Annotated in this window: 22 protein-coding genes and 2 pseudogenes; 1 reads left to right on the top strand and 23 read right to left on the bottom strand. The window is 45.8% G+C overall.

All coding sequences use genetic code 11. The features are described 5' to 3' along the window. Positions 1-16: 16 nt before the first annotated feature. Both sucC and ACU1JV_RS11285 read right to left on the bottom strand, forming a co-directional pair. Positions 17-1,177 carry an ADP-forming succinate--CoA ligase subunit beta gene (gene sucC, locus ACU1JV_RS11290; RefSeq protein WP_137078333.1) on the bottom strand — a complete coding sequence of 387 codons (1,161 nt, stop codon included), beginning with the start codon at positions 1,175-1,177 and terminating at the stop codon, positions 17-19. 338 nt (positions 1,178-1,515) lie between these two features. Beyond that, a complete protein-coding gene (locus tag ACU1JV_RS11285; RefSeq protein ID WP_013370663.1) occupies positions 1,516-1,986 on the bottom strand; it encodes a MarR family winged helix-turn-helix transcriptional regulator in 471 nt (156 codons plus the stop codon). A 147-nt stretch (positions 1,987-2,133) separates the two neighbouring features. Here ACU1JV_RS11285 and ACU1JV_RS11280 point away from each other — a divergent pair, with 147 nt between their 5' ends. Beyond that, on the top strand, positions 2,134-2,562 hold the full coding sequence (locus ACU1JV_RS11280; RefSeq protein WP_013370662.1) for an organic hydroperoxide resistance protein: 429 nt from the start codon (positions 2,134-2,136) through the stop codon (positions 2,560-2,562). A gap of 278 nt (positions 2,563-2,840) precedes the next feature. Here the strand turns inward: ACU1JV_RS11280 and ACU1JV_RS11275 are convergent, their stop codons facing one another. The 21 genes and pseudogenes from ACU1JV_RS11275 to rnc all read right to left on the bottom strand — a co-directional run bounded on the left by ACU1JV_RS11275 (position 2,841) and on the right by rnc (position 23,488). Then, positions 2,841-4,460: a YifB family Mg chelatase-like AAA ATPase gene (locus tag ACU1JV_RS11275; protein WP_413985966.1), complete on the bottom strand. Its 1,620-nt coding sequence runs from the start codon at positions 4,458-4,460 to the stop codon at positions 2,841-2,843. 161 nt (positions 4,461-4,621) lie between these two features. Further along, positions 4,622-4,857: pseudogene (locus tag ACU1JV_RS11270) on the bottom strand (EscU/YscU/HrcU family type III secretion system export apparatus switch protein). A gap of 1,141 nt (positions 4,858-5,998) precedes the next feature. Beyond that, positions 5,999-6,209: pseudogene (locus tag ACU1JV_RS11265) on the bottom strand (ATP-binding protein); the annotation flags it as partial. A 211-nt stretch (positions 6,210-6,420) separates the two neighbouring features. Continuing rightward, positions 6,421-6,972, bottom strand: a complete 552-nt coding sequence (locus ACU1JV_RS11260; RefSeq protein WP_040101582.1) for a nitroreductase family protein — start codon at positions 6,970-6,972, stop codon at positions 6,421-6,423. Positions 6,973-7,127: 155 nt separating this feature from the next. Further along, positions 7,128-7,511 (bottom strand): YraN family protein, encoded by a 384-nt coding sequence (locus ACU1JV_RS11255; RefSeq protein WP_013370656.1) that lies wholly within the window; start codon positions 7,509-7,511, stop codon positions 7,128-7,130. Beyond that, positions 7,511-7,810, bottom strand: a complete 300-nt coding sequence (locus ACU1JV_RS11250; RefSeq protein ID WP_137078331.1) for an EscU/YscU/HrcU family type III secretion system export apparatus switch protein — start codon at positions 7,808-7,810, stop codon at positions 7,511-7,513. The genes ACU1JV_RS11255 and ACU1JV_RS11250 overlap by 1 nt, the downstream gene beginning before the upstream one ends. Then, positions 7,807-9,933 (bottom strand): DNA ligase, encoded by a 2,127-nt coding sequence (locus tag ACU1JV_RS11245; RefSeq protein ID WP_434954083.1) that lies wholly within the window; start codon positions 9,931-9,933, stop codon positions 7,807-7,809. Before ACU1JV_RS11245 ends, ACU1JV_RS11250 begins: the two co-directional genes overlap by 4 nt. Positions 9,934-10,024: 91 nt before the next feature. Continuing rightward, the gene (locus ACU1JV_RS11240; RefSeq protein ID WP_025676862.1) at positions 10,025-10,711 is read right to left on the bottom strand and encodes a ribonuclease HII; all 687 of its coding nucleotides are present in this window, start codon (positions 10,709-10,711) and stop codon (positions 10,025-10,027) included. A 168-nt stretch (positions 10,712-10,879) separates the two neighbouring features. Next, positions 10,880-11,740: a ribosome biogenesis GTPase YlqF gene (ylqF, locus tag ACU1JV_RS11235; protein ID WP_014599660.1), complete on the bottom strand. Its 861-nt coding sequence runs from the start codon at positions 11,738-11,740 to the stop codon at positions 10,880-10,882. Positions 11,741-11,827: 87 nt separating this feature from the next. Then, complete coding sequence (gene lepB / locus ACU1JV_RS11230; RefSeq protein WP_025676859.1) at positions 11,828-12,454, bottom strand: signal peptidase I; 627 nt, start codon at positions 12,452-12,454, stop codon at positions 11,828-11,830. A gap of 101 nt (positions 12,455-12,555) precedes the next feature. Continuing rightward, positions 12,556-12,900, bottom strand: a complete 345-nt coding sequence (gene rplS / locus ACU1JV_RS11225) for a 50S ribosomal protein L19 (protein ID WP_007429998.1) — start codon at positions 12,898-12,900, stop codon at positions 12,556-12,558. A 224-nt stretch (positions 12,901-13,124) separates the two neighbouring features. Then, the gene (trmD, locus tag ACU1JV_RS11220; protein ID WP_413985964.1) at positions 13,125-13,943 is read right to left on the bottom strand and encodes a tRNA (guanosine(37)-N1)-methyltransferase TrmD; all 819 of its coding nucleotides are present in this window, start codon (positions 13,941-13,943) and stop codon (positions 13,125-13,127) included. Further along, entirely contained in the window at positions 13,943-14,458 is a 516-nt protein-coding gene (gene rimM / locus ACU1JV_RS11215) for a ribosome maturation factor RimM (RefSeq protein ID WP_013370649.1), read from the bottom strand. Before rimM ends, trmD begins: the two co-directional genes overlap by 1 nt. Before the next feature lie 97 nt (positions 14,459-14,555). Continuing rightward, positions 14,556-14,786 (bottom strand): KH domain-containing protein, encoded by a 231-nt coding sequence (locus tag ACU1JV_RS11210; protein WP_013370648.1) that lies wholly within the window; start codon positions 14,784-14,786, stop codon positions 14,556-14,558. A 23-nt stretch (positions 14,787-14,809) separates the two neighbouring features. Beyond that, on the bottom strand, positions 14,810-15,082 hold the full coding sequence (gene rpsP / locus ACU1JV_RS11205; protein ID WP_013370647.1) for a 30S ribosomal protein S16: 273 nt from the start codon (positions 15,080-15,082) through the stop codon (positions 14,810-14,812). Positions 15,083-15,151: 69 nt separating this feature from the next. Then, positions 15,152-16,528: a signal recognition particle protein gene (ffh, locus tag ACU1JV_RS11200; RefSeq protein ID WP_013370646.1), complete on the bottom strand. Its 1,377-nt coding sequence runs from the start codon at positions 16,526-16,528 to the stop codon at positions 15,152-15,154. Between the two features lie 51 nt (positions 16,529-16,579). Then, positions 16,580-16,948: a YlxM family DNA-binding protein gene (gene ylxM, locus ACU1JV_RS11195; protein ID WP_013370645.1), complete on the bottom strand. Its 369-nt coding sequence runs from the start codon at positions 16,946-16,948 to the stop codon at positions 16,580-16,582. 166 nt (positions 16,949-17,114) lie between these two features. Continuing rightward, positions 17,115-17,765, bottom strand: coding sequence for a PAQR family membrane homeostasis protein TrhA (gene trhA / locus ACU1JV_RS11190; RefSeq protein WP_013370644.1), 651 nt, complete (start codon positions 17,763-17,765; stop codon positions 17,115-17,117). 153 nt (positions 17,766-17,918) lie between these two features. Next, entirely contained in the window at positions 17,919-18,926 is a 1,008-nt protein-coding gene (ftsY, locus tag ACU1JV_RS11185) for a signal recognition particle-docking protein FtsY (RefSeq protein WP_013370643.1), read from the bottom strand. A 38-nt stretch (positions 18,927-18,964) separates the two neighbouring features. Further along, on the bottom strand, positions 18,965-22,534 hold the full coding sequence (gene smc / locus ACU1JV_RS11180) for a chromosome segregation protein SMC (RefSeq protein WP_013370642.1): 3,570 nt from the start codon (positions 22,532-22,534) through the stop codon (positions 18,965-18,967). A gap of 255 nt (positions 22,535-22,789) precedes the next feature. After that, positions 22,790-23,488, bottom strand: a complete 699-nt coding sequence (gene rnc, locus ACU1JV_RS11175; protein ID WP_013309856.1) for a ribonuclease III — start codon at positions 23,486-23,488, stop codon at positions 22,790-22,792. Positions 23,489-23,496 lie beyond the last annotated feature (8 nt).

The following is a 23,496-nucleotide window of genomic DNA, read 5'->3' as shown; positions in this document are numbered from 1 at the left end:
TCGGAATGCAAACAGGCTATTGAACAAGTTCAACGATTTTTTGGGCACCATCGGCCATAGAATCGGCTGCCACAATATTCAAACCGGATTCCGCTAAAATCTGTTTGCCGAGCTCAACATTTGTCCCTTCAAGACGGACAACAAGCGGACGTGTCAGCCCCAACTGTTTGGCAGCCTCCACGACGCCGTTCGCAATGATGTCGCACTGCATAATCCCGCCGAAAATGTTGACGAAAATACCTTCTACCTTCGGATCGGACAAAATGATTTTGAACGCTTCGGTTACTTTTTCCGTCGTTGCACCGCCACCAACGTCCAGGAAATTGGCCGGATCACCACCGTAATATTTGATAATATCCATCGTGGCCATTGCCAACCCCGCACCATTGACCATACAGCCAATATTTCCGTCCAGAGCGATATAGCTTAGATCATATTTAGATGCCTCAATTTCCTTCTCATCTTCTTCATCCAAATCACGTAATTCCAAAATATCCTTGTGACGGAACAACGCATTAGAATCGAAATTCAATTTGGCATCCAGCGCCAGTACATTCCCATCACCCGTAACGACTAGGGGATTAATTTCTGCAATCGAACAGTCCTTGTCCACAAAAGCTTCGTAAAGCGCCAGCATAAACTTGACCGCTTTATTCACCAGCTCATTGGGAATATTAATCTCATACGCCAGCTTACGAGCTTGATGCACCTGAAGCCCAATTGCTGGATCAACAACTGCTTTAAAAATCTTCTCCGGAGTAGCCGCAGCCACCTCCTCGATTTCCGTACCGCCTTCTTCGGAGGCCATCAATACGATGCGTCCAGTCGCGCGATCCACGACAACGCCTACGTAATATTCTTTGCGAATATCACAGCCTTCCTCAATCAAAAGACGTTTGACCTCTTTACCTTCAGGTCCGGTCTGATGTGTCACTAGCACCTTACCCAAAATTTCAGAAGCAATAGTCCGCACCTCATCCAAGCCTTTGGCAACTTTTACGCCACCCGCTTTACCGCGTCCACCAGCATGAATTTGTGCTTTTACGACCGTAACAGCGCTTCCAAGCGATTCTGCCGCAGCAACGGCTTCTTCCACCGTGTAGGCAACCTTGCCGTTCGGTACAGCCACTCCGTACTGCTTTAATACTTCTTTACCCTGATATTCATGGATATTCATTCTGGAATCCTCCTATCAACATGACTGCAACAAGGGCGGTTCACAAGGAAATCTATACTAAACCTACATCATTGTAACATGTTTTTAAAACGCTTTCCTTATAATTCAACCTCATGAATTACAGTATTTTGATATCATTATCATTCCCAAAATCGAATGTTTGGATATTATTGGATTTTGCTTTTTAATACAAATTCACACAAAAAAGCACCTCCACAAAATGGGATTACCTAATCCGCATGAGAGGCACTTTATTTCATTAGACTTTAAATAGCATTTTTTCTTTCAGTTAAGAACAACTCATTCCGTAAATTCACAAGAGCAACCGAAAGTACCTGTTATGATTTTTCAATTTGTACATTCGCTTGATGAACACGATCGAGCAGATCATTAAACTGAAGCAGAAGTGACCCAAATTGATCATGAGTCATACTTGTTTTTTCCTGTATGCATCCTGGTACAGACAGGGCTTTATCCCGCAACGCTCTTCCCTCTGTCGTTAAAGAAATCAGCACCTTACGCTCATCTTGAGTGGAACGCTTCCGATCGATCAGCCCGGCATTCTGCAACCTCTTTAATAGTGGAGTTAGTGTGCCGGAATCCAAATATAACGCCTCACCCAATTCCTTCACTGTACACTCTTCACGCTCCCAGAGCACGATAAGTACCAAATATTGCGAGTACGTTACACCAAGCTTTTCTAGATAAGGCTGGTACAGCTTTGTAATCTCTCTGGAGCATGCATATATGGCAAAGCATAACTGATTATCAAGTTTCAAAGCCGCGTGTTCATTGGAATTGTTTTCCATGCTGTCTAGTCACCTACTTTCGTCATTATTTTAGCACATTATATAGCAAAGTACATTCTAATTGCATAAAATACTTTACAAAAAATAATTATTTTGATAAATTAAATTGTGTAAAATACAAATTGAGCGAGAGGCAGTGATTGGATTATGATGACCATTCAACAAAAAATGTATGAAACAACAGTAAAAGCAGTTGGTGGACGTAACGGTTATATCGAGTCTTCTTCCCCTGAACTTCGTTTAGATATTGATACTCCAAAGGAGATGGGTGGCGCCGGCGGTACAGGTACGAATCCAGAGCAGCTATTCGCAGCAGGCTATTCTGCTTGCTTTGACAGTGCTTTAAATATGGTCGCTCGCATGCAACGTGTTAAACATGAAGGTACCGAAGTCACAGCTACGGTTCATTTTGGCAAAGTCGAAGACGGCGGCTTCGGAATCGGAGTAAACCTCGACGTTCTGGTCAAAGGCGTTGATCATGAAACTGCGGTAAAACTGGTGGAAGGCGCACATGAACAATGTCCATACTCCCGCGCTACCCGCGGTAATATTGAAGTGAAGCTGAACGTTTTGTAACATAGAGTTAGAATGAATTTCACAACAAGCCCCTCAACCATATTGGTCGAGGGGCTTGTTGTTTTTCCATCAAGTAACATGGGAGATGATGCATAATCGTATATACGAAATTGATATACTCATAGTATAATCACTATTGTCATAATCTTTTTTGCTTCTCCAGGTCTTTTTGCCTGGAGCTTTTTTTTGTCCTTATTTCCGTTTTCTCTCGTATACATACCCTTTGGAAAAACTTTTTCATAAAAATGATGTACTGTATCTGCTATTTTATTGCCTTTTTACATTTCGGGAAAATTGGAATTTGCTCTATCCATCTGGCGGTATTGAATAGCTTCAGCCACATGTGAAGTCGTAATTTTCTCTGACTCCTGTAAGTCTGCAATGGTGCGGGACAGCTTGAGAATTCGATCATACGCACGCATGCTTAAACCAAGTGCATCCATCGTCTGGTCAAGCAACTCCGCTGCATTTTGTTCTAAAACCGCATATTTACGCAGCATCTGACCGGACAGCTCACTATTCCATGAAAAAGGAAGCTTGCTGTATCTGCGGATTTGTATTGCTCGAGCAGCCAACACCTGCTTTCTCATATCAGCAGACGACAGTGATTCTTTTTCCTCCCGCCAATCCTTCGGTTGTGATACCTCAAGCTGAAGATCAATTCGATCCAGCAATGGACCGGAAATACGTGAGCGGTATCGAGCTACTGCTGCAGGTGAACAGGTACAGCGCTGATGTTCCGTGTTATTACCGAAAAAGCCACAGTGACACGGATTCAAAGAAGCTGCAAGTAAAAAATGCGCCGGATACTTAAACACTGCACGTGAACGACTGATTGTAACATGGTGGTCTTCCAGAGGCTGCCGCAGCACTTCTAGTACATGACGGCTAAACTCAGGCAGCTCATCGAGAAATAAAATCCCTCGGTGTGCAAGACTGATTTCTCCTGGTTTGGGTATGCCTCCTCCGCCCACCAATCCAGTAGCAGAGATCGTATGATGAGGCGCACGGAAGGGACGAACATGCATGAGATGGGGCGATGAATCCTTCCATTTTCCTGCTGCGCTGTATACCTTGGTCACTTCTAGCGACTCCTTTTCAGTCAAAGGCGGCAGGATAGAGGGCAACCTGCGGATGAGCATCGTTTTTCCAGCACCCGGCGGTCCCATAAGAAGAATATTATGCATTCCTGCTGCAGCGATAACTAACGCACGTTTGGCGTGTAGCTGACCCAATACATCGCTATAATCCTCCATATTACTGATTAGCGCTTCTTGCTTACACAACGGTATATGCTCTGCTCGGGGTAAATGGTCATAGGAATGGATTATGACTTGTTCACTGGCAGTACAATTTTGATTGGTCACTTGGCCGTCCGGGGTGCCTTGTGCATGATCATTAACCGGGATAAGATCCACCAGATGGCGTATAGCGTAAATACGTATATCCGCAATTAGACGAGCCTCGCTTGCGTTTTCTTGAGGAAGCAGCACGGAATCGAATCCTTCTCGCTTGGCCAGATCAATCATAGACAACACCCCATTTACAGGACGAATGCTGCCATCCAGTGCCAGCTCGCCAATAAACAGCGTTCGTTCCCCTACTGGTAAGACAACCTGTCCACTGGTTGTCAGCAAGCCTAAAGCGATAGCAAGATCGAAAGATGAGCCTTCCTTACGCAAATCTGCAGGAGCTAAGTTAATCGTGACACGCTGGGACGGATATTTGAAACCGCAGTTTTTGATTGCTGCTCTCACACGCTCTACTGCCTCTCGAATCGCTGAATCCGGCAATCCGATAATCGCGGTCTGAGGCAAGCCATTGGACAAATCAGTCTCAACTTCGATCAGAACGCCATCTATCCCATATAGACAAGCTCCATGTAATTTTCCATACATATCAAAAAAGCACCTCTCCTCATATTGAAATGTCCCTCTCGGGAATCATTGCCTATATGAAAAAAGGTGCTTCCAAATTTTCATTTATTGCATATATAATATTCTAAATTTAGCTCTCAACCCTAATTTCAAATCCTCAACTAATCTTATCTGACGACAGATTATTTGTCAATTAAGGTATAGCTTATCGACTGCTGGAGTACGTGGTCTTGATTCCGGGGCTCGCCCAAATCAAGCTTGGACAGCACTTCAACTAGCGCAGCATCCTCCTGAACAGGAACACCATGTTCTTTGGCTTTTTCTAAAATGCTATCCGCAATGGGCCGCTCCCCTTGGCAACGACGATCGGCGCTTCGCTCTCATCAGGCGTATATTTAAGGGCGACCGCCTTCTTCATGGAAGGAGAAGAAGGTTCCAAGGGCTCTCCTGCGGATGAGCATCGTTTTTCCAACACCCGGCGGTCCCATAAGAAGGATATCATTATACATTGTCACGCATTGAAAAACTAAGTAATATCAAGGATTTGGCGATACTAAGCAGTTTTCCTTTCGGCGGGAGATCGTTTTTTTCTTGTAGGCTCTATTAAACACATTTGTGATTTTCTTATAATTTCATAAATACTATCAATTTAAAATTTATCAGGAACGATGTATTGTCGAGTTTACTTTCCACGATGATGTAACTCTAAAAAGAAGACAAGTAAGCCGTCTCCCTTTGGGTCGGCGCGAAGAGAAGAAGCCGAAGGCTAGGTAAGTCTGATGAGAAATTGAAGGAACAAAAAAAATCCTGAGATGTCAGGACTTTTTTTGCTCTGTACGCTGCCCGAATTCGACATTTTATTTCCGCGTAGTGGCGGGAGTTTTCAGTTTTCACCCGTGAGAAGTGCGTTCAGCAGGTCTGAACGATTAGAAAACCACGACTGAAAGTCGTATATTGAGGGGACTACCCCAGCCAGTATTCCCACGCACAATTACTATACCGTCGTCATGCGGAACGACGTTATGGATCGTCATGGTAGCAGCTCCTTGAAACGGCTTAACTTGACCGCCAAAAATACCAATTTCCGTGATCGAGACAAGTACCCTACTTGAGGAATTAACAAACCCAGCCAGGTTCAAGCGACTTTGGAACAAATTCGGACCTACATTGTTGAGACTAAAAATGAACGCGGTACCTGCTTTAGTTCTTAGGCGACGCGTAGGTTTCAGAATTTTTCTAGAAGAATTTACTTTTCCCATTCGAATCAACTTCCCTTCTTTTTTGATAATATAGAATATGCTAGTTTTTATAGAATCGAAACAGACAAACGGATTGGAAAAAGTGACTATCTTTATCACTAGGCAATAAAAAAAGCCCCGCGATGTCAGGGCTATGGTCTAAAACTTGATTGAAGTGAGCGAACGAAAAACGACGGAGAGCTGCTCAAGCGGATTGCCACGCTACAAATGAAGATCAAGGAACTCCGTGAGAACGAATAGAATTACCGAGAGCTGCACGATTGGAGAAGATCTGCTGACCGTAAATTTGACGCTTTTATGGATCAGCAGAATATTATGCATTCCTGCTGCAGCGATAACTAACACACGTTTGGCGTGCAGCTGACCAATACATCGCTGTAATCCTCCACATTACTGATCAGCGCTTCTTGCTCACGCAACGGTATATGCTCTGCTTGGGATAATGGTCATAGGAATGGATTATGACTTGTTCATTGGCAGTACAATTTTGATTGGTCGCTTGGCCGTCCGGTCAGAACGCCATCTATCCATATAGACAAGCTTCATGTAATTTTCCATACATATCAAAAAAGCACCTCTCCTCATATTGAAATGTCCCTCTCGGGAATCATTGCCTATATGAAAAAAGGTGCTTCCAAATCTTCATTTATTGCAAATATAATGTTCTAAATTAGCTCTCAACCCTAATTTCAAATCCTCAACTAAGCTTATCTGCCGACAGATTATTTGTCAATTAAGGTTAGCTTATCGGCTACTGGAGTACGTGGTCTTGATTCCGGGATAACTTCAGGATAGCCTGCATATATCATTCCAATTACCTTCTCACCTGGTTGAATTCCCAAGCAATCACGGAATTTAGGCGAATACAGAAATGGTTTTGTCACCCAAAACGTTCCGATCCCTTTGCTCCATGCAGCAAGCATAAAGTTTTGAACAAGCGCACTGACTGCTGCAAAATCCTCATCCCAAACCGCTTGACGCGGATCTTCTTCCATCACCACTAAAAGCTGAATCGGGTTGTGCAGAATTCCACTCTCAAACTTGTTGTCTTTACCAATATCGGCTGCAATGGCTTTTGCAAGCTTTTTCCGTCCCTCACCAGCAAACAACAGAAAACGCCACGGCTCACGCATTTTATGATTAGGAGCCCATACAGCGACGTTCAGTAGTTCTTTAATCGTATCTACCGGGATAGAGTCAGGTTTAAATCGTTTAATCGTCCGGCGTTCCTGAATTACATCTATGACATGTTCACTAAAGGTATGCTTTGTCACGTAAATCCTCCTTCACAGGTACAACGACTAGATATTCATTATAGAATGAAAATGATAACTATTCTCAATAAAATATACCTGCAGCTTTCCTTTCTGTCAACCTGTACATATGAATTCAGTCCTGTGCTCCAACATCCAAAGAAGTTCTTACTTTTTTAAAAGGCATCTATAAAATGGTCCGTAACAACAGCCGTTTCAGCAGATAATCGTACAGAAATCATATCAAAACGGATTGGAGATTCTCCCATTCCGTTCATATGCAAGTATACTGCGGCTGTTTGGCGAACCTGGGTTATTTTACGTGCAGTAACTGATTCGGCTGGTGTTCCATATTTAGAGCTGCTTCGGCTACGTACTTCAATAAATACGAGTATGTGCTCCTGCTTGGCAATCAGATCTATTTCCCCGCTGCGGCATCGCCAATTGCGCTCCAAGATACGATAACCCAAGTTTTCTAAAAACAAAGCCGCGGCTTCTTCGCCCATCGCTCCTTTGGCTTTCCGCTGGTCCTTGCCTCTAGTCTTCATTTCATTTCCCATCACCAGTCATCCCTTGGAGCAAGCCGATCCATTTGATATATATAGGTTAGCACTTCTGCTACCAACTGATAGAGTTCAGCAGGGATTTGCTCGTCCAAATCAAGTTTGGACAGCACTTCAACCAGCGCAGCATCCTCCTGAATAGGAACACCATGTTCTTTGGCTTTTTCCAAGATGCTATCCGCAATGCGGCCGCTCCCCTTGGCAACGACGATCGGCGCTTCGCTCTCACCAGGTGTATATTTAAGGGCGACCGCCTTCTTCATGGAAGGAGAAGGAGATTCCAAGGGCTCTTTCATATTTTAAGATCGACTCCTTTGTACGGCTGAGGCACATAGCTTTGTACCTCTGAAGAGGCGGGGCTGCTCTGTTCAGCCCTTGTGGGCATAGGCTCGGTACGCAGTGTTAGAAGTTGGTAGCCTAGCGACTCCAGCGCGGTACGAATGGACTCACGCCCACTCGTTAATAGCGAAGCCGCCCATTCCTGATCATTATGAAGCTTGAGACTTACAATCCGATCTACAACCTGCACATCCACCAGCGTCGGACCAAGTCCCTTCATGTCCAAATCAAACCAAAGTCGACAGTTGGAGGCATCCAGCTCTCCGCGCTTGCCACGGCGGGACTGAATCTGGATTGTAGCTGTTTCGCGACCGTCCGGTCCAATAAACGGTATAAACATGTGCACTTGTGCAAAAGGCGCCGTTCGGTCTGTATTTAGCAGCAGCTGCTGGCCTGTCAGGTGCTGTACAACCTGCTGAGCCGCCTCTTTCAAAGCGGGCGGCAGGTCGTCGCTGCTCATTAGCTGTAGTAGCGCCCCTTTAACGGTGTCTGCGGCCGCTGTCACGGAGTTGTCTGTCGTAGCCGCTAAACCCGGCAGCGTCTGCAACACTCCCTCAGGCGGCTCCGTACGTGCCGCTGCCCCTTGCGCGAGCTGCGCAGTCGAGCGGTGTACCTGCTGCTCGTGCTCTGCACCGAGCAGCTTCAGCACACGGCCTACCCACGGATCCTCCGTGGGGCTGAGCTGCATGCTGGGCGCCGCAGACTGTGAAGCAGCGGCATCCGCAGTCCGCGAAGCGCCAGCCGCTGGCTGCGCTACCTCTGCTGAGGACTGATCTGGCGCAGCCGTGCTCAGTTCGGGTGGCACTGCTGCACGTAGCTCTTGCAGCAGGAGGCGCAGCCGCTGGAGCGGCGCCTCTGGCACAGTAGCGTTGTTCGTCGCGGATGGTAGCGTAGAGCCAGCGGCTTGCTGTGCGGAAGGACGGTCTGCCGTGACTGCGTTTAAGGCAGACTTCGTCCCCGTAGACTCTGCCGTGGCCGGAGTTGGAGCACCATCGGCATCCTTAAGCTGCGTACCTGCCGCAGTGGCTTGCTGTTGTTGCTCCGCTTTGACGCGGGAGCCGTTTAATGCATCAGCAGCGCCCGATTCAGGCGCATTGGCACCAGCATCCAATACCACTGTCGCTCCTCGCCCGCTAACTGCTTGCGGTTTTTCTGAAGCAGTCCCGTTGGATGCAAATGCAGTAGATCCCGCCGAAGTATCCGAATCTGTAGCCAAAACACTCGCTTCGCTTACTGTAGCAGCGAGATTGGCTGCCTGAGTCCCTTTTAACAATTCCTTGCCGCCTGTGACTTGTTGTCCTGTTTCTGCCTGTTTTGTAGCAGCAGAGGCAGAAGCATACTTGGACAATGTTAAAGCTTGGCCTTCCTGTCCCTCTGCAATCACCACAGAAGAAGTGCCTGTTGGACTAACTGACGTTCGGTCAGTGCTTTTTATTGTGGTTGCTTCCCCTACTGAACGGTCAGTAGGCGTTCCCTGTCCTTGCTGCTTTAACACCGCTTCAAGTTCTTGCTCCAACGATGACAACAAATCATTTAAAGGAGGCCCAAACATTGTTTGACGCAATCCATTTATGCTTTCGGCCGTTAATGGAAGTCCCCGCTGAAAGGCAACTGCCGCTGCCTGCACAAACGTTCCCAATTGTACATTGCCGCTTTGCTTCGACAAGGCTTCTTGCAAAGAAGCCGCATTTTCCGATGTCAACGGCACACCATTCTTTTGCATTGCCTGTATAAGCTCCCTGTTTTGAGCTGTATCCGGCAGTCCCACCGATTCCAATACGTCTGTCAGCGCTACGGTTTGCTGTGGCATATTGGCAGCATCATTCAGAGGCTTAAGCACAGTCATTCCGCTGGAAGAAGCCGGTTGTACCTGAAACGTTGCAGTCTGTCCAGGTTGAAGAGGGGTCTCCAGCTTTGCCCTGACTTGAGAACCCTGTATTTGCAATACAGCCTCGTCGCCGTCCTCAGACACCTTTAATACGACTCCTCTTACGACCTGGCCTGGCTGCATATCAAGTTTTTTCGCCTCTCCCGCCTTCACATCTCCAAGTAATCCCCGGAATACAGATCCGATGTTCATATCGCCCCTCCTCTCACTCTCCCCCTACTCAAAAGGGTCTGTAATATTAGATATACTTTATATCGGTATTGTCCTGATTCATAATAAGTATCTACAGATCAAACAACGTTGGTTGCTCGGTCAACAAATTGCCTAAAAAGCTGCGTCTATGCATTTCTGTAGGCCCTAGCGCCAAAATTTGTTCTCTATGCAACTTGGTAGCATAACCTTTATGTATACCAATCCCATATTCCGGATATTTCGCATCCCATTCACCTTTGCATAGCCGATCACGAGTCACCTTGGCAATGATAGAAGCTGCCGCAATAGACTGACTGTTCGCATCTCCCTTAATGATGGATAGCTGAGGAATAGGTACATCTACCTTTTCTGCATCCACAAGTAAATAATCAGGAGACACATGTAAAGCCTCAACAGCCTTTTTCATAGCTAAACGAGCCGCTTGTTTAATATTGATTTCATCAATCATCCGCGCGTCTACATGACCAACTCCTACAGCAATCGCCTTCTCCATAATCAGTTCGTAGTAGGCTTCTCTTTTCTTGTCCGTCAATTTTTTGGAATCGTCTACCCCCTCCAATAACTCACCAACTGGTAAAATGACTGCTGCCGCCACAACATCTCCAAACAGACATCCACGCCCTACCTCGTCAATACCTGCAATCCGCTCACAAGATTGTTCCCAGCATTTTTTTTCATAGTGCAGCATGTCCTTTACTGCGTTCTCTTTAGCTTCCATATTCAATACCTGCCCATCTTTACGTAGTTTAAGCTTCATCATGCCGTAGCTCTAACAATTGAATTCAGCTTACCACAGACCTCTACTGTTCAAAACCCTTTTCTATCTACCTTTACATACCAAAAAACCTTCCTCCTCTCCGGAGAGATGGGGAAGGTTCTTCCTTGCCACAAAATGCAATGTTCTGTATCAGATGTACCAGCTCTATCAATATGGTGCTTCTAAACTGAATCGTCCCAGCTTCCCTGCACGTAGCTCACGCAAAATAATTTTTGACGCCTTTTCGAGATCTACACGTCCACCACTAACAATACAGCCACGCTTACGTCCGATTGCCTCCATAACGTTCACAACATCATCTGGATTTTCTGTATCCTCAGGGCGTTCGGTAAGCTCAAAACGTTCTGCCATGGCATCCCAATAATATTGAACAAGATATTTTGTCGCGAAAAAGGCAATGTCCTCTACATTTAAAATTTCTTCCTTGATCGCGCCTGTAACTGCTAGACGATAGCCCACGTTCTGATCCTCAAATTTAGGCCACAAAATACCTGGTGTATCCAGCAATTCAATTTCTCCGGTCTTGATCCACTGTTGTGCCTTCGTTACTCCGGGGCGATCACCCGTAGCTGCAATATTACGTCCTGCCATTCGGTTGATCAATGTCGATTTGCCGACATTCGGAATACCGACAATCAAAGCACGTATAGGACGCGGATTCATTCCCTTCGAAATCTGCCGGTCTATTTTTTCCTTAAGCAACAGCTTGGCCTGAACCGGAATTTCTTTGAGCCCCGTCCCTGTCGTGGCATCTACTGGAAAGGCTACATGCCCCTGTTCCTTAAAGTAGGCAATCCATTGCTGTGATACTACAGGGTCCGCCAAATCTGCCTTGTTCAAAATAATCATTCGCGGCTTGCCTTGCAAAATATCATCAATCATTGGATTTCGGCTGGAAAGCGGCAACCGAGCATCAATCAGCTCAATAACCAAATCAATCAGCTTTAATTTTGCTTCAATTTGGCGGCGCGCTCTGGTCATGTGACCAGGAAACCATTGAATCGTCACCGTCATCACCCCATTGAGCGTAACTCCTACTTTCACCCTTAGGGTCATAGTTAGGATTACGGCAGCTATGCTGCTTATTAGTTATTTCTAGTGGTTAATCCACTGCATATCCTTCACAGGCCAAAAAATGACATCAGCCCGGCCCACGACTTCCTTCAAATCAATATATCCAATCATCCGACTGTCTGTACTATTGGAACGGTTATCGCCCATAACAAAAATATGCCCTTCTGGCACTTTTCCATTCTTAAACTTTTCATTTGGAAAATTGGTAAACTTGTTGTAAAGTTCGCCATTTTGATGTGCTTCTTCCAAAGGAGCCTTGAGATAAGGTTCTTGGATCGGCTTACCATTTACTGTAATCGTGTCACCTTCTACCTTGACCGTATCACCCGCAACGGCAATGACGCGCTTGATGAAGTCTCTTTTTTCTTCCGGGACATGGAACACGATCACTTCACCCGGTTTAGGAGCACGAAAATCATACAAAATCTCATTTACAATGACGCGTTCTCCGGTATGAAAGTTAGGCTGCATTGACGGACCATCCACAATAAAAGGCTTAAAGAGAAGCCAGCGGATTAAAAAGACAAGCACTAACGCAATAATGATGGCCTTGAGCCACTCAAAAATCTCATTTTTTGGTTTACGCTTGGGCGTACCATCCTGATCAGTTGGCTGCTGCACAGCTCCTTGTCCTACTTCTTGCTCCATAGCTCACTGTCCTCTCTTTACGGTCAATAATCCACAGTTCCCTATGTACGTAGAAAAAACGAAAGGAGCTTGTAACCAAGCCCCTTTCGTTATTCGTTGTATTAACGACGAATTTCTTTAATTCTCGCTGCTTTACCGCGCAGTTCACGAAGATAATAAAGCTTCGCACGACGCACTTTACCACGGCGAGCCACTTCGATTTTATCGATTTTTGGGGAATGAAGCGGGAAAGTTCTTTCCACACCTACACCGTAAGAAATTTTACGAACTGTAAAAGTCTCACTGATTCCACCACCACGGCGTTTAATTACTACACCTTCAAACAACTGGATACGCTCACGAGTTCCCTCGATAACCTTCACGTGCACTTTCAAAGTGTCACCAGGACGAAAGTTAGGCAGATCTTTACGCAGTTGTTCTTCAGTAATCGCTTGGACGATATTCATCTATGACTCCCTCCTTCCGTACAGGTGTTCATGTTTCTTCTGGAAACTCTTCCGTTTCCTTCATCATCCACAGAGGACCACCGTATTACACACAACAGATGTATTGTATCATGGAGGTTACCGCATTGCAACAACAAAAAGGGATTTGACCAAACATTATTTAATTGACTTCATTATAAAACAGGTCCCTGCCTGCTTTCAAATCCACTCATGTTAATAGTGCTTTATCGCTTGTCCCTCGAACTGTCGGATTGGTGCTGCTCCTCAATCCACGCGCGCTCCCTGCTTGTCAGTTCAGCCTGTTCCAGCAAGTCCGGTCGACGTTCCATCGTACGACGTAACGCCTCTTGTCGTCTCCAAGAGTCAATATTGACATGATGCCCTGATAAGAGTACATCCGGCACTTTCCAGCCCCGAAACTCAGCAGGCCGAGTATAATGTGGGTATTCCAACAGTCCTGTACTAAACGAATCTGTTACCGCACTCGTTTCATTACCCAACACTCCTGGTAACAACCGTGTCACACTATCAATGACGACCATGGCTGGTAGCTCGCCACCAGTCAATACATAATCTCCGATCGAAAGCTCATCCGTCACCAGATGCTCTCGAATACGCTCATCATAACCCTCATAATGTCCACATATAAAAATAAGATGGTCCTCTTTGGCAAGCTCTTCCGCTTTTTTTTGCGTAAAAGTCTCTCCTTGTGGACACATCAAAATAATACGCGGAGTTTTTATGTCTGCGTTATGTTCGGCATCTTCATCTCCAATACCTTCAACGGCAGCTTCAAATGTTGATTGCTCTGATTTATCCAACAGCGCTTCCACGGCAGCAAAAATAGGGTCTGGCTTCAAAACCATGCCGCCTCCACCACCATAGGGCGTATCATCCACTTGCCCATGCTTGTTGCCGGCATACTGGCGAAAATTAACCGCTTGCAGTGATACAATCCCCTTATCCCTTGCTTTTCCCAGAATGCTTGCATTAAAAACGCCATCAAACATCTCTGGAAACAGGGTCAGTACATCCACCCGCATTACAGCAGACCTTCCATTAATCGTACTGTAACCCGTTTTTCGCGCACGTTTACATCCAAAATAACATCCTCTATATACGGCAATAGCAGTTCCTTACCTTTAGGCATTTGGACTACCCATACATCATTCGCTCCCGGTGTCAAAATTTCTTTTACCTCACCGAGCTTAGTTCCGTCTTCCGTTACTACTTCCATACCGACTACTTCATGAAAGTAAAACTCGTTTTCTTCCAATTCTCCTAACCGTTCAGCAGAGACCTTTAACAAAGTACCTTTATATTTCTCAACATCATTGATGTTGTGATATTCCTTAAATTTTACGACAACCATATTTTTTTGAAAACGAGCTGTTTCTACAGTTACGGGAATCGGTGCTTTGCCATCTGCTGGAACAATCAATAGCTCGCTGCCTTTGGCAAAACGATCCTCAAGAAAATCAGTTGTCGTTAATATTTTTAGCTCACCGCGAATTCCATGTGTATTCACAATTTTCCCGACATTAAACATTTGCTGCATCGTGTTCCTCCTGCATATAATCGGCTCCGCTCCATATCATCTTCATCATGTACGAAAAAGGGTTAGGACATACATCCTAACCCACTTTCGTATATCTTTAAGATATGATGTCTACGGTAACCCGTTTATCCATCTTAACGGCTGCTGATGCAACCACAGTGCGAAGCGCCTTGGCGATACGTCCCTGCTTGCCAATGATCTTGCCCACATCCTCAGGATGTACACTAAGTTCATACACTACAAGTCGATCCTTCTCCAAGGTCTTCACGGTCACATCATCCGGATGATCGACTAAAGCCTTAGCAATGATTATCACTAATTCTTCCATGGTTGACCCTCCGTATCAGCACCTTATTTCTGTGTTTTAAGCTCATGAAACTTTTTCAACACGCCCGCTTTGCTAAGCAAGTTGCGAACAGTGTCGGATGCTTGTGCACCATCTTGCAACCATTTCAGCGCTTTATCTTCATCAATTTTTACAACCGCTGGTACTGTAATAGGGTTGTAGTAACCGATTTCTTCGATAAAACGACCGTCACGCGGGGAACGGGAATCAGATACCACGACGCGATAGAAAGGAGCTTTATGTGCACCCATACGTTTCAGACGAATACGAACTGCCACGAAAATTCACCTCCTTCAAAAAGTAGACTGTATATTGCTATCCTATAACTCCAAAGGCCTATCGACCTTTTAGCGGAAAGGAAACTTCATACCTTTGCCCATACTCTTCAGCTGTTTCAGAGCCTTGTTTTTGCCACCCTTAGGACCCATCATATCTGAGAACTGCTTCATCATACGGCGCATTTCGTCAAATTGCTTAATGAGACGATTTACCTCAGCCAGCGATGTTCCACTGCCTACAGCAATCCGCTTGCGACGACTATGATTAATCATGTCTGGGTTTTGCTTTTCCTGTTTAGTCATCGAATGAACGATAGCCTCAATCCGGCCCATCTGTTTGTCATCCACTTTGATGTCTTTCATTTGCTTCATGTTGCCCATACCAGGAATCATATCGAGAATCTGGTCGATTGGGCCAAGCTTCTTAACCTGATCCATTTGCTCCAGAAAATCCTCGAAAGTAAACTCGGCATTGCGCATTTTCCGTTCCATTTCCTTCGCCTTATCCGCGTCGATATTGGACTGCGCTTTTTCAATCAGGGACAGCATGTCACCCATGCCTAAAATCCGTGAAGCCATCCGCTCAGGGTGAAATGGCTCCATTGCATCCAGCTTTTCACCCAATGTAGCAAACTTGATCGGGCATCCTGTCACAGCTTTAACCGACAAGGCCGCGCCCCCACGAGTGTCGCCGTCCAGCTTTGTCAGTACAACTCCCGTTAACTCAAGGCTATTGTTAAAGTGCTCCGCAACGTTAACTGCATCCTGTCCTGTCATGCTATCTACAACCAGCAGAACTTCATCCGGCTTGACATTAGTATGAATCTGGCGCAACTCTTCCATCAGTTCTTCATCAACATGAAGACGACCGGCAGTATCTATAATAACGTAGTCATTACCATTATCCTTAGCATGCTGCAAACCCTGTTTTGCGATTTCCACCGGGCTTGTCTGATCTCCCAATGTAAATACAGGTGCGTTAATCTGCTCACCGAGAATCTGAAGCTGCTTGATCGCGGCAGGTCTGTAAATATCACCAGCTACAAGCAATGGACGATGGTTTTGCTTTTGCAACAACTTCGCTAGTTTACCTGACGTCGTCGTCTTACCTGCGCCCTGGAGACCCACCATCATAATGACTGTAGGCGGTTTGTTTGCTTTGGCAAGCTTGGCCTGACTGCCACCCATCAACTCGGTCAATTCCTTGTTTACAATGTCGATGATGACCATGCCTGGCGTAAAGCTGTCCATCACTTCCTTACCAACGGATTTCTCCTTTACCTTGGCAATAAAGTCCTTTACAACCTTGAAGTTAACGTCCGCTTCAAGCAAAGCCAATCGCACTTCACGCATCGCCTGAGCTACATCATCCTCAGACACTTTTCCTTTGCCGCGCAATTTACTGAATACATTTTGCAAGCGAGTCGATAATCCTTCAAATGCCATACTTTCGCACCTCCTTGTCTACCAGGGTTGTTAGTTCTTCATTTATATATCCTACAATTCCTGCAGGCGATTTACAATTTGTTGGACATGTTGCAATGTATCCTTATCGGGCTTACCAACTTTTCCGAATGCATCATATAATGTCGCATTCAGTTCCTCTAAATCTTGGATTCTACGTTCATGCTTACTTAGCAATCCAAGCTTTTCCTCATACATTTCTAATACCTGTTCAGCACGTTTAATATGTTCATAGACTGCCTGACGGCTAATTTGAAATTCCGATGCAATTTCCCCTAAAGAAAAATCATCATGGAAGTAATATTTTAAAAACATCTGTTGCTTCTCTGTAAGTAGAGGTTCATAGAAGTCAAACAGTCGGTTAATCCGGTTTGTCTTTTCCAGCCGATTCTCCTGACTCATCGTGTATACCTCCATCGTCAAGGAAAAACACTTTACAGTTCTTTTCAACGTTCCTTATCATACATAAAAGAAAAGAAGATGTCAAGCGTTATCCCTTGTCATACAAAAAAAAGCCGATCCACTGCCCTTAAACGGGAGAATAGATCGACTTTTTTGCCCCTCTCACTCAAACCCTTACTGGAGTAAGATACAGCAGAACAGCCAGAAAATGAAGTATGCTGCCTGCCAAAACAAACAGATGCCAGATCGCATGGTGATATGGAAATGCCCGCCACACATAAAAAATCGTGCCCAGCGTATACATAAGACCACCCACGAACAATAGCGTCATCCCTCCGGCGGGAACAATGGCCATCAGGGGATTCCAGGCAATTGTAATGAGCCAGCCCATTATAATGTAAAACACAGTAGACATAAATAGGAAGCGTTTGGTGAAGAACGCCTTGAACAGTACACCAAACAAAGCGATCCCCCAAATCACTCCAAATAGCGTCCATCCCAGAGTACCTCGCAAGGCAACGAGCATAAAAGGGGTGTAGCTACCTGCAATGAACAGGTAAATACAAGAATGATCGAATATTTCGAACAAATCCTTCAATTTTCCTTCACGCAGGCTATGAAGCAACGTGGAATTGGTATACAGCAACAGCATTGTAATCCCGTAAATTGTAAAGCTTACGACATGCCAAGCAGTTCCTTTCATGCTAGCAAAAACAATGAGTAGCACAAGCGCTGCTACACTTAAAACGGCTCCAATACCATGTGTAATCGCGTTAGCTACTTCTTCCCGGCGGGAATAAGTATAGGTGTTTGCCATCGTTTTTCACCCGGCTTCCTGAGTAATATTTTTATACAAGAAATTTATCCGGCATCGTCAAACCTTTTGCTTTCATTATACAATTGGGCGGACTTACGCGGCAACAGGAGCACTGCTTAGTCCCAGACTTATAAGCAAGTCTAATCAAACGGATTAGTTCTGCTCTTCCTCGCCAGCTTCGACAGCCTCTTCTTGGATCAAACCGGCGAACAATGCATGAACAAATTGTTCTGAATCAAACGGTTGAAGATCATTCACTTTTTCACCTAAGCCCACCAGCTTAACAGGCAAATTCAATTCCTGACGGATAGCAACAACAATCCCGCCCTTTGCTGTTCCATCCAATTTTGTCAGTACCAGACCGGTTACGCCGCTCTTCTCACCAAACAGCTTGGCTTGGTTAAGTGCATTTTGTCCAGTCGTCGCATCAAGTACCAACAACACTTCATGAGGAGCGTCTGGAATTTCACGCTGGATAACGCGGAAAATCTTGTTCAATTCTTCCATTAGATTGCTTTTATTTTGAAGACGTCCTGCTGTATCGCATAACAAAACATCTACTTGACGCTGCTTGGCAGCCTGTACGGCATCAAACATAACCGCAGCTGGATCAGAACCAGATTGCTGTTTGATGACCTCTACACCTGCCCGTTGGCCCCAAACCTCCAACTGTTCAATCGCGCCCGCCCGGAATGTATCTCCAGCAGCCAACAATACTTTTTTGCCCTCTTGTTTAAAACGATGAGCCAACTTGCCAATGGTCGTTGTTTTTCCGACTCCATTGACGCCTACGAATAGAATGACCGTAATCCCGTCTGGATTCATTTTGAGCTGACTATTGTCATTCCCCCGCAGCAACTCAGACAGCTTTTCCGACAGTACAGGCTGTAACTCGGACGCATCCTCGATTTTGCGTTTTTTCACTTCTCCCCGCAAGTCTTCAATGAGGTTCATAACGGTATTGACGCCTACGTCCGCTCCGATCAGAATTTCTTCCAGTTCCTCGTAAAATTCCTCATCAATTTTTTTACGGCGAATCATCAGGTCCGTTACTTTTTCGACGAAACCTTTACGTGTTTTTTCTAAACCGTCTTTGAACTGCTTTGTGACCGATTCCGTTTTACTTGCGATGCTTTCCTTCAATTTTCTAAAGAAACTCATGGATTCCCTCCGTTGATCTGAAAGTATGTTATTTGATGTCAGGCAATCTCAGCTTCATCGTTGTCCAGCTTGACAGATACGAGTTTAGAAACCCCGCCTTCTTCCATCGTAACCCCGTACAGCACATCGGATTCTTCCATGGTGCCTTTACGGTGTGTAACTACGATAAACTGTGTCTGCTCTGAGAATTCCCGTAAATACTGAGCAAAACGCACCACATTTGCTTCGTCTAATGCTGCCTCTACTTCATCGAGTACACAGAATGGAACAGGTTTAACGTGTAAAATGGCAAATAATAAAGCCATTGCTGTTAGAGCCCGTTCACCGCCTGACAACAACTGTAAGTTTTGAAGTTTTTTGCCTGGAGGCTGAGCTACAATGTCAATGCCTGTCTCCAGCAAACGTTCCGGATCAAGCAACACAAGGTCTGCACGTCCGCCTCCGAACAGCTTGGAGAAAACCGTTCCAAATTCGCGACGAATCGCATCGAACGTGGTCTTGAAGCGCTTGGACATTTCATCATCCATTTCACGAATAACCTGATAAAGCGTTGTCTTGGCCTCTACCAAATCAGACTTTTGCTCATCAAGAAACGTATAGCGCTCATGTACACGCTGGTATTCCTCAATAGCACCCAGATTGACCTCACCCAGCGCAGATATCCCGCGTTTGAGCCTTTCCACCTCACTCTGCGTACCTTCAATATCTTCCGGTATAGGGTAACGTTGCTTGGCCAGCTCATAGCTGAGTTCATAATCATCACTTAATTTTTTCAAAACATTTTCCAGTTCCACATCAAGTCGGTTTACTCCAATTTCTGTTTGGCGAAGCAGTTCCTCCACCGACTTAAGCTGAATTCGCTGTTCTTTTGTGTCATTCTCAGCAACTTCCAGTTTTTTGGACAAGCTGCTGCGTGCAGCCCGTTTGAATTCCAATTGCTCTGCAGCTTCTTCCTTTTTCAAACGGTATTGATTAAGATTCTCAATTTGTTTCACGGTCTCCTGCTCATTGGTGAGCAAATCCGCTTCGATGGAAGCAAGCAAGGTCTTGTTTTGTCTTGAATCCTTACCAAGGGTATCATAATCCCCACGCAGTCTGCGAATCTGCTCTTCCAATGAAAAGCGCTCTTGGTCCAACTTGCCTTCTCTTACCTTGAGATTGGTGAGCTCTCCTTGCAGCTGCTCTTTGGCTGATTCATTCGCTTTACGAGCAAATTCGGCAGCGTGAATGGCTTGATGCGTTTTCTTCTCTTCTTCCTCCAGCGCAGCCAACTTTACCAGTGCTTCTGCACGGGAAGCTTCCAACTCCTTGATTTCCTGGTCAAAGCCTTTTTTCTCCTGGCCAGACGCAGCTACCTGCTCCAGAACATGACGAAGTTCATGCTCAAGTTGTTTGAGCTCCATTGCCATCTGCTGCTCTTCGGTCCGCTTCACATCGCCGCCCTGGCGCAATTCATCCAGACGGGTCTGAGTCTCCTCCAACTGTCGTTTGGTATCTATTGCACTCTGGCGCAACCTGGCAATTTGCTGTTCCGTGTCTAGAATGTCTTGATCCAACTGATCCAGCTGACGTTTACGGCCCAGCAGATTAGCATTTTTCTTGAACTGGCTCCCCCCAGTCATGGAACCACCTGCATTGACAACATCGCCTTCCAGCGTGACAACACGATATCTATATTGACAACGGGCCGCAATACGATTGGCATCTTCCAGCGTACGGGCAATGACCACATTCCCCAAGAGACTGCCTACGATTCCGGCATATCGATCATCGTACTGAACAAGATCTGCACCGATCCCGACAAAGCCTTCTGCGCTTTCCACAATTTGACGTTCTCCAGCACCAATCTGACGCGGGCGGATAACGTCCATAGGCAAGAATGTCGCTCTGCCCAATTGACGTTGCTTTAGAAAACTGATCGCCTGTCTGGATACCGATTCATTTTCCATCACAATATGCTGAACTGAAGCGCCCAAAGCGGTTTCCATCGCCTGCTCTAAATGCTCAGGTACCCGAATCAGCTCCGCTACTGCTCCATGCACACCGTGCAAAGTTCCTTTGCGTGAAGCCTTTAACACCTCTTTAACTCCGAGCATGAAGCCGTCAAAGTCATCCTGCATTTCTTTCATCGTATCTCGCCGTGAAATTTGAGCCTCACGTTTTTGTTCCCATTTACGAACCGTGCCCTGGTTTTCTTCCAGTAGTTTTTGCAGGGCCTGGTACTGTTCACTTCCCTGAATATAGCCACTGCGCAAACTGCTAATTTCCTGTCCCAGCTTCTGAATCGTCGCTTCCAACCCTTTTTTGCGCTGTTCAAGTTCGACTTTTTGGGCTTCCCATTTGCCGGATTCATCACTGACGCGATTCACTCGGCGTTCCAACGCTTCCTTCTGTTGGTCGGTATAACGAATTTCGTTACGCGCCTGCGCCATCTGATTCATCAGCTCCAGCAGACCACCCTTTAGGCTTTCTTCCTGCTCCTGGCTGATTCCACCTGTGACGCCAATCAGTTTGGCCTCTTCATCAGACAGACGCGCACGCAACTCGTCCAGCTCTACATTCAGCGCTGACAGCTTTTCGTTCAGCTGATCCAGTTCGCTTTTGCGTTCGGAATGCCGTGATTCACTTGTGCTGAGGGATAAGATCAATTGTTCCCGATTGGCCTCCAAATTGCGTGTGCGCTCTTTGAGCAATTCACCGTATCCTTCACTTTTTTCCGTAGCTTCACTGTATTGCAGCAGATCCTTTTGCAGACGTTCTACTTGCTCTTCCAGCTGCCGTAATTCATTACGATCGTTTTCCAGCATCGCATCATGGCGGGACACTACTGTAGACAACTGAAGCTGCTCTTGCTGCAACAAAGCTAGTTTGGAAGTCGCATCGCTCCACGAAGTATGAATTTGTTCAATTTGATGGACGTACATCGAAATTTCTTTTGATTTTAATTCACTGCGCAGCTCTTTAAAATGAATCGCCTTTTCAGACTGCTCCTTAAGAGGTCCAATCTGATCCTCTAGTTCACTGACCAAATCGTGAATGCGCAGCAAATTTTGCTCTGTTTCATCCAGCTTGCGAACTGCATCTTTTTTACGTGATTTATATTTTACGATACCCGAGGCTTCCTCAAAAATACCCCGTCGATCCTCAGATCGGGTACTCAAAATTTCTTCAATACGTCCTTGCCCAATAATCGAATAAGCTTCTTTACCAATCCCTGTATCCATAAACAGCTCAGTAATATCCCGAAGTCTGCATGATTGACGATTAATGAAATATTCACTATCCCCACTCCGATGCACACGTCGCGTTACCGTCACTTCACCAAAATCCAGAGGCAATGCCTGATCTTCATTATCTAGCGTAAGTGATACTTCACCGTAATTAACAGCCTTACGAGCATCACTACCTGCAAAAATAATGTCCTCCATCTTGCCGCCACGCAGTGATTTGGCACTCTGTTCGCCCAACACCCAACGAATTCCGTCGGAAATATTACTTTTTCCACTCCCATTGGGTCCGACGACTGCCGTAATGCCGCGGACAAATTCCATTTCCGTTTTATCTGCAAACGATTTGAAGCCCGCCAGCTCAATGCGCTTTAAAAACATGCTCAATCTCACCTCTAACATTCAAATATGCTTGTACAACTTCATTGACCTGATTGATTGAATTATCCTTATTGTAGCATAAGACTAATTTGAAAAAAGCACAGTATCGACGTTCACTTTACAGCAGTAAAGCCACGAAAAAAGAGCAAAACGCAGTCCATTCGCCATTATGGGCCGGGACTCCCCGCGGACTGCCCTTTGCTCTTACTTTGTGTCCTCTGCTTGCGTCACCCGTTCGGGTCGCTCAGGTACCGATTACGATTCCGCCAGCTTCAAACGGTTTAAAGCAACTGCCGCCGCTTGCTGCTCAGCTTCCTTTTTGGAGCGTCCTGTACCTGCCCCCAGCCGTTCGCTGTCCATATATACCTCGGCTACAAACTCGCGTTCATGGGCAGGTCCGCGTTCCTCGACAATCTTGTATTCAAGCATCCCCATGTTATGATGCTGCGTCAGTTCCTGAAGCTCTGTTTTGAAATCACTCATCTGAAGCTTACCGTTTAATACAATTTGAGGAAAAATATAACGTTCTAGAAACGACCGGACGGCTTCCAGACCCTGATCCAAATAAAGCGCGCCTACGAACGCCTCGAACACATCAGCCAACAGAGCAGGACGAGTACGTCCGCCTGTCAGCTCTTCACCTTTTCCAAGCAATACATACTGCCCAAACTCAAGCCCGACAGCAAACTTCACCAAAGAAGGCTCACAGACAATAGCTGCACGCAACTTGGTTAGTTCGCCTTCGGGCCGGTTAGGGTACTGATTGTACAATTGCTCAGACACCGTCAGTTCCAGAACAGCGTCACCCAGAAATTCCAGACGCTCATTATCTGCATGCTGACTGAACCGATGTTCGTTTACGTAGGAAGCGTGCGTAAAAGCCTGCTTCAGAAGCTGCCGATTGTTGAATTGAATATGAAGTTTCTGCTGTAATTGCTTCAAGTCTCCACTCAACGAACTGA

This window comes from Paenibacillus sp. T2-29 (assembly GCF_052921365.1).
The sequence above is the reverse complement of the archived record's forward strand: the minus strand, read 5'-3'. Positions and strand labels throughout refer to the sequence as shown.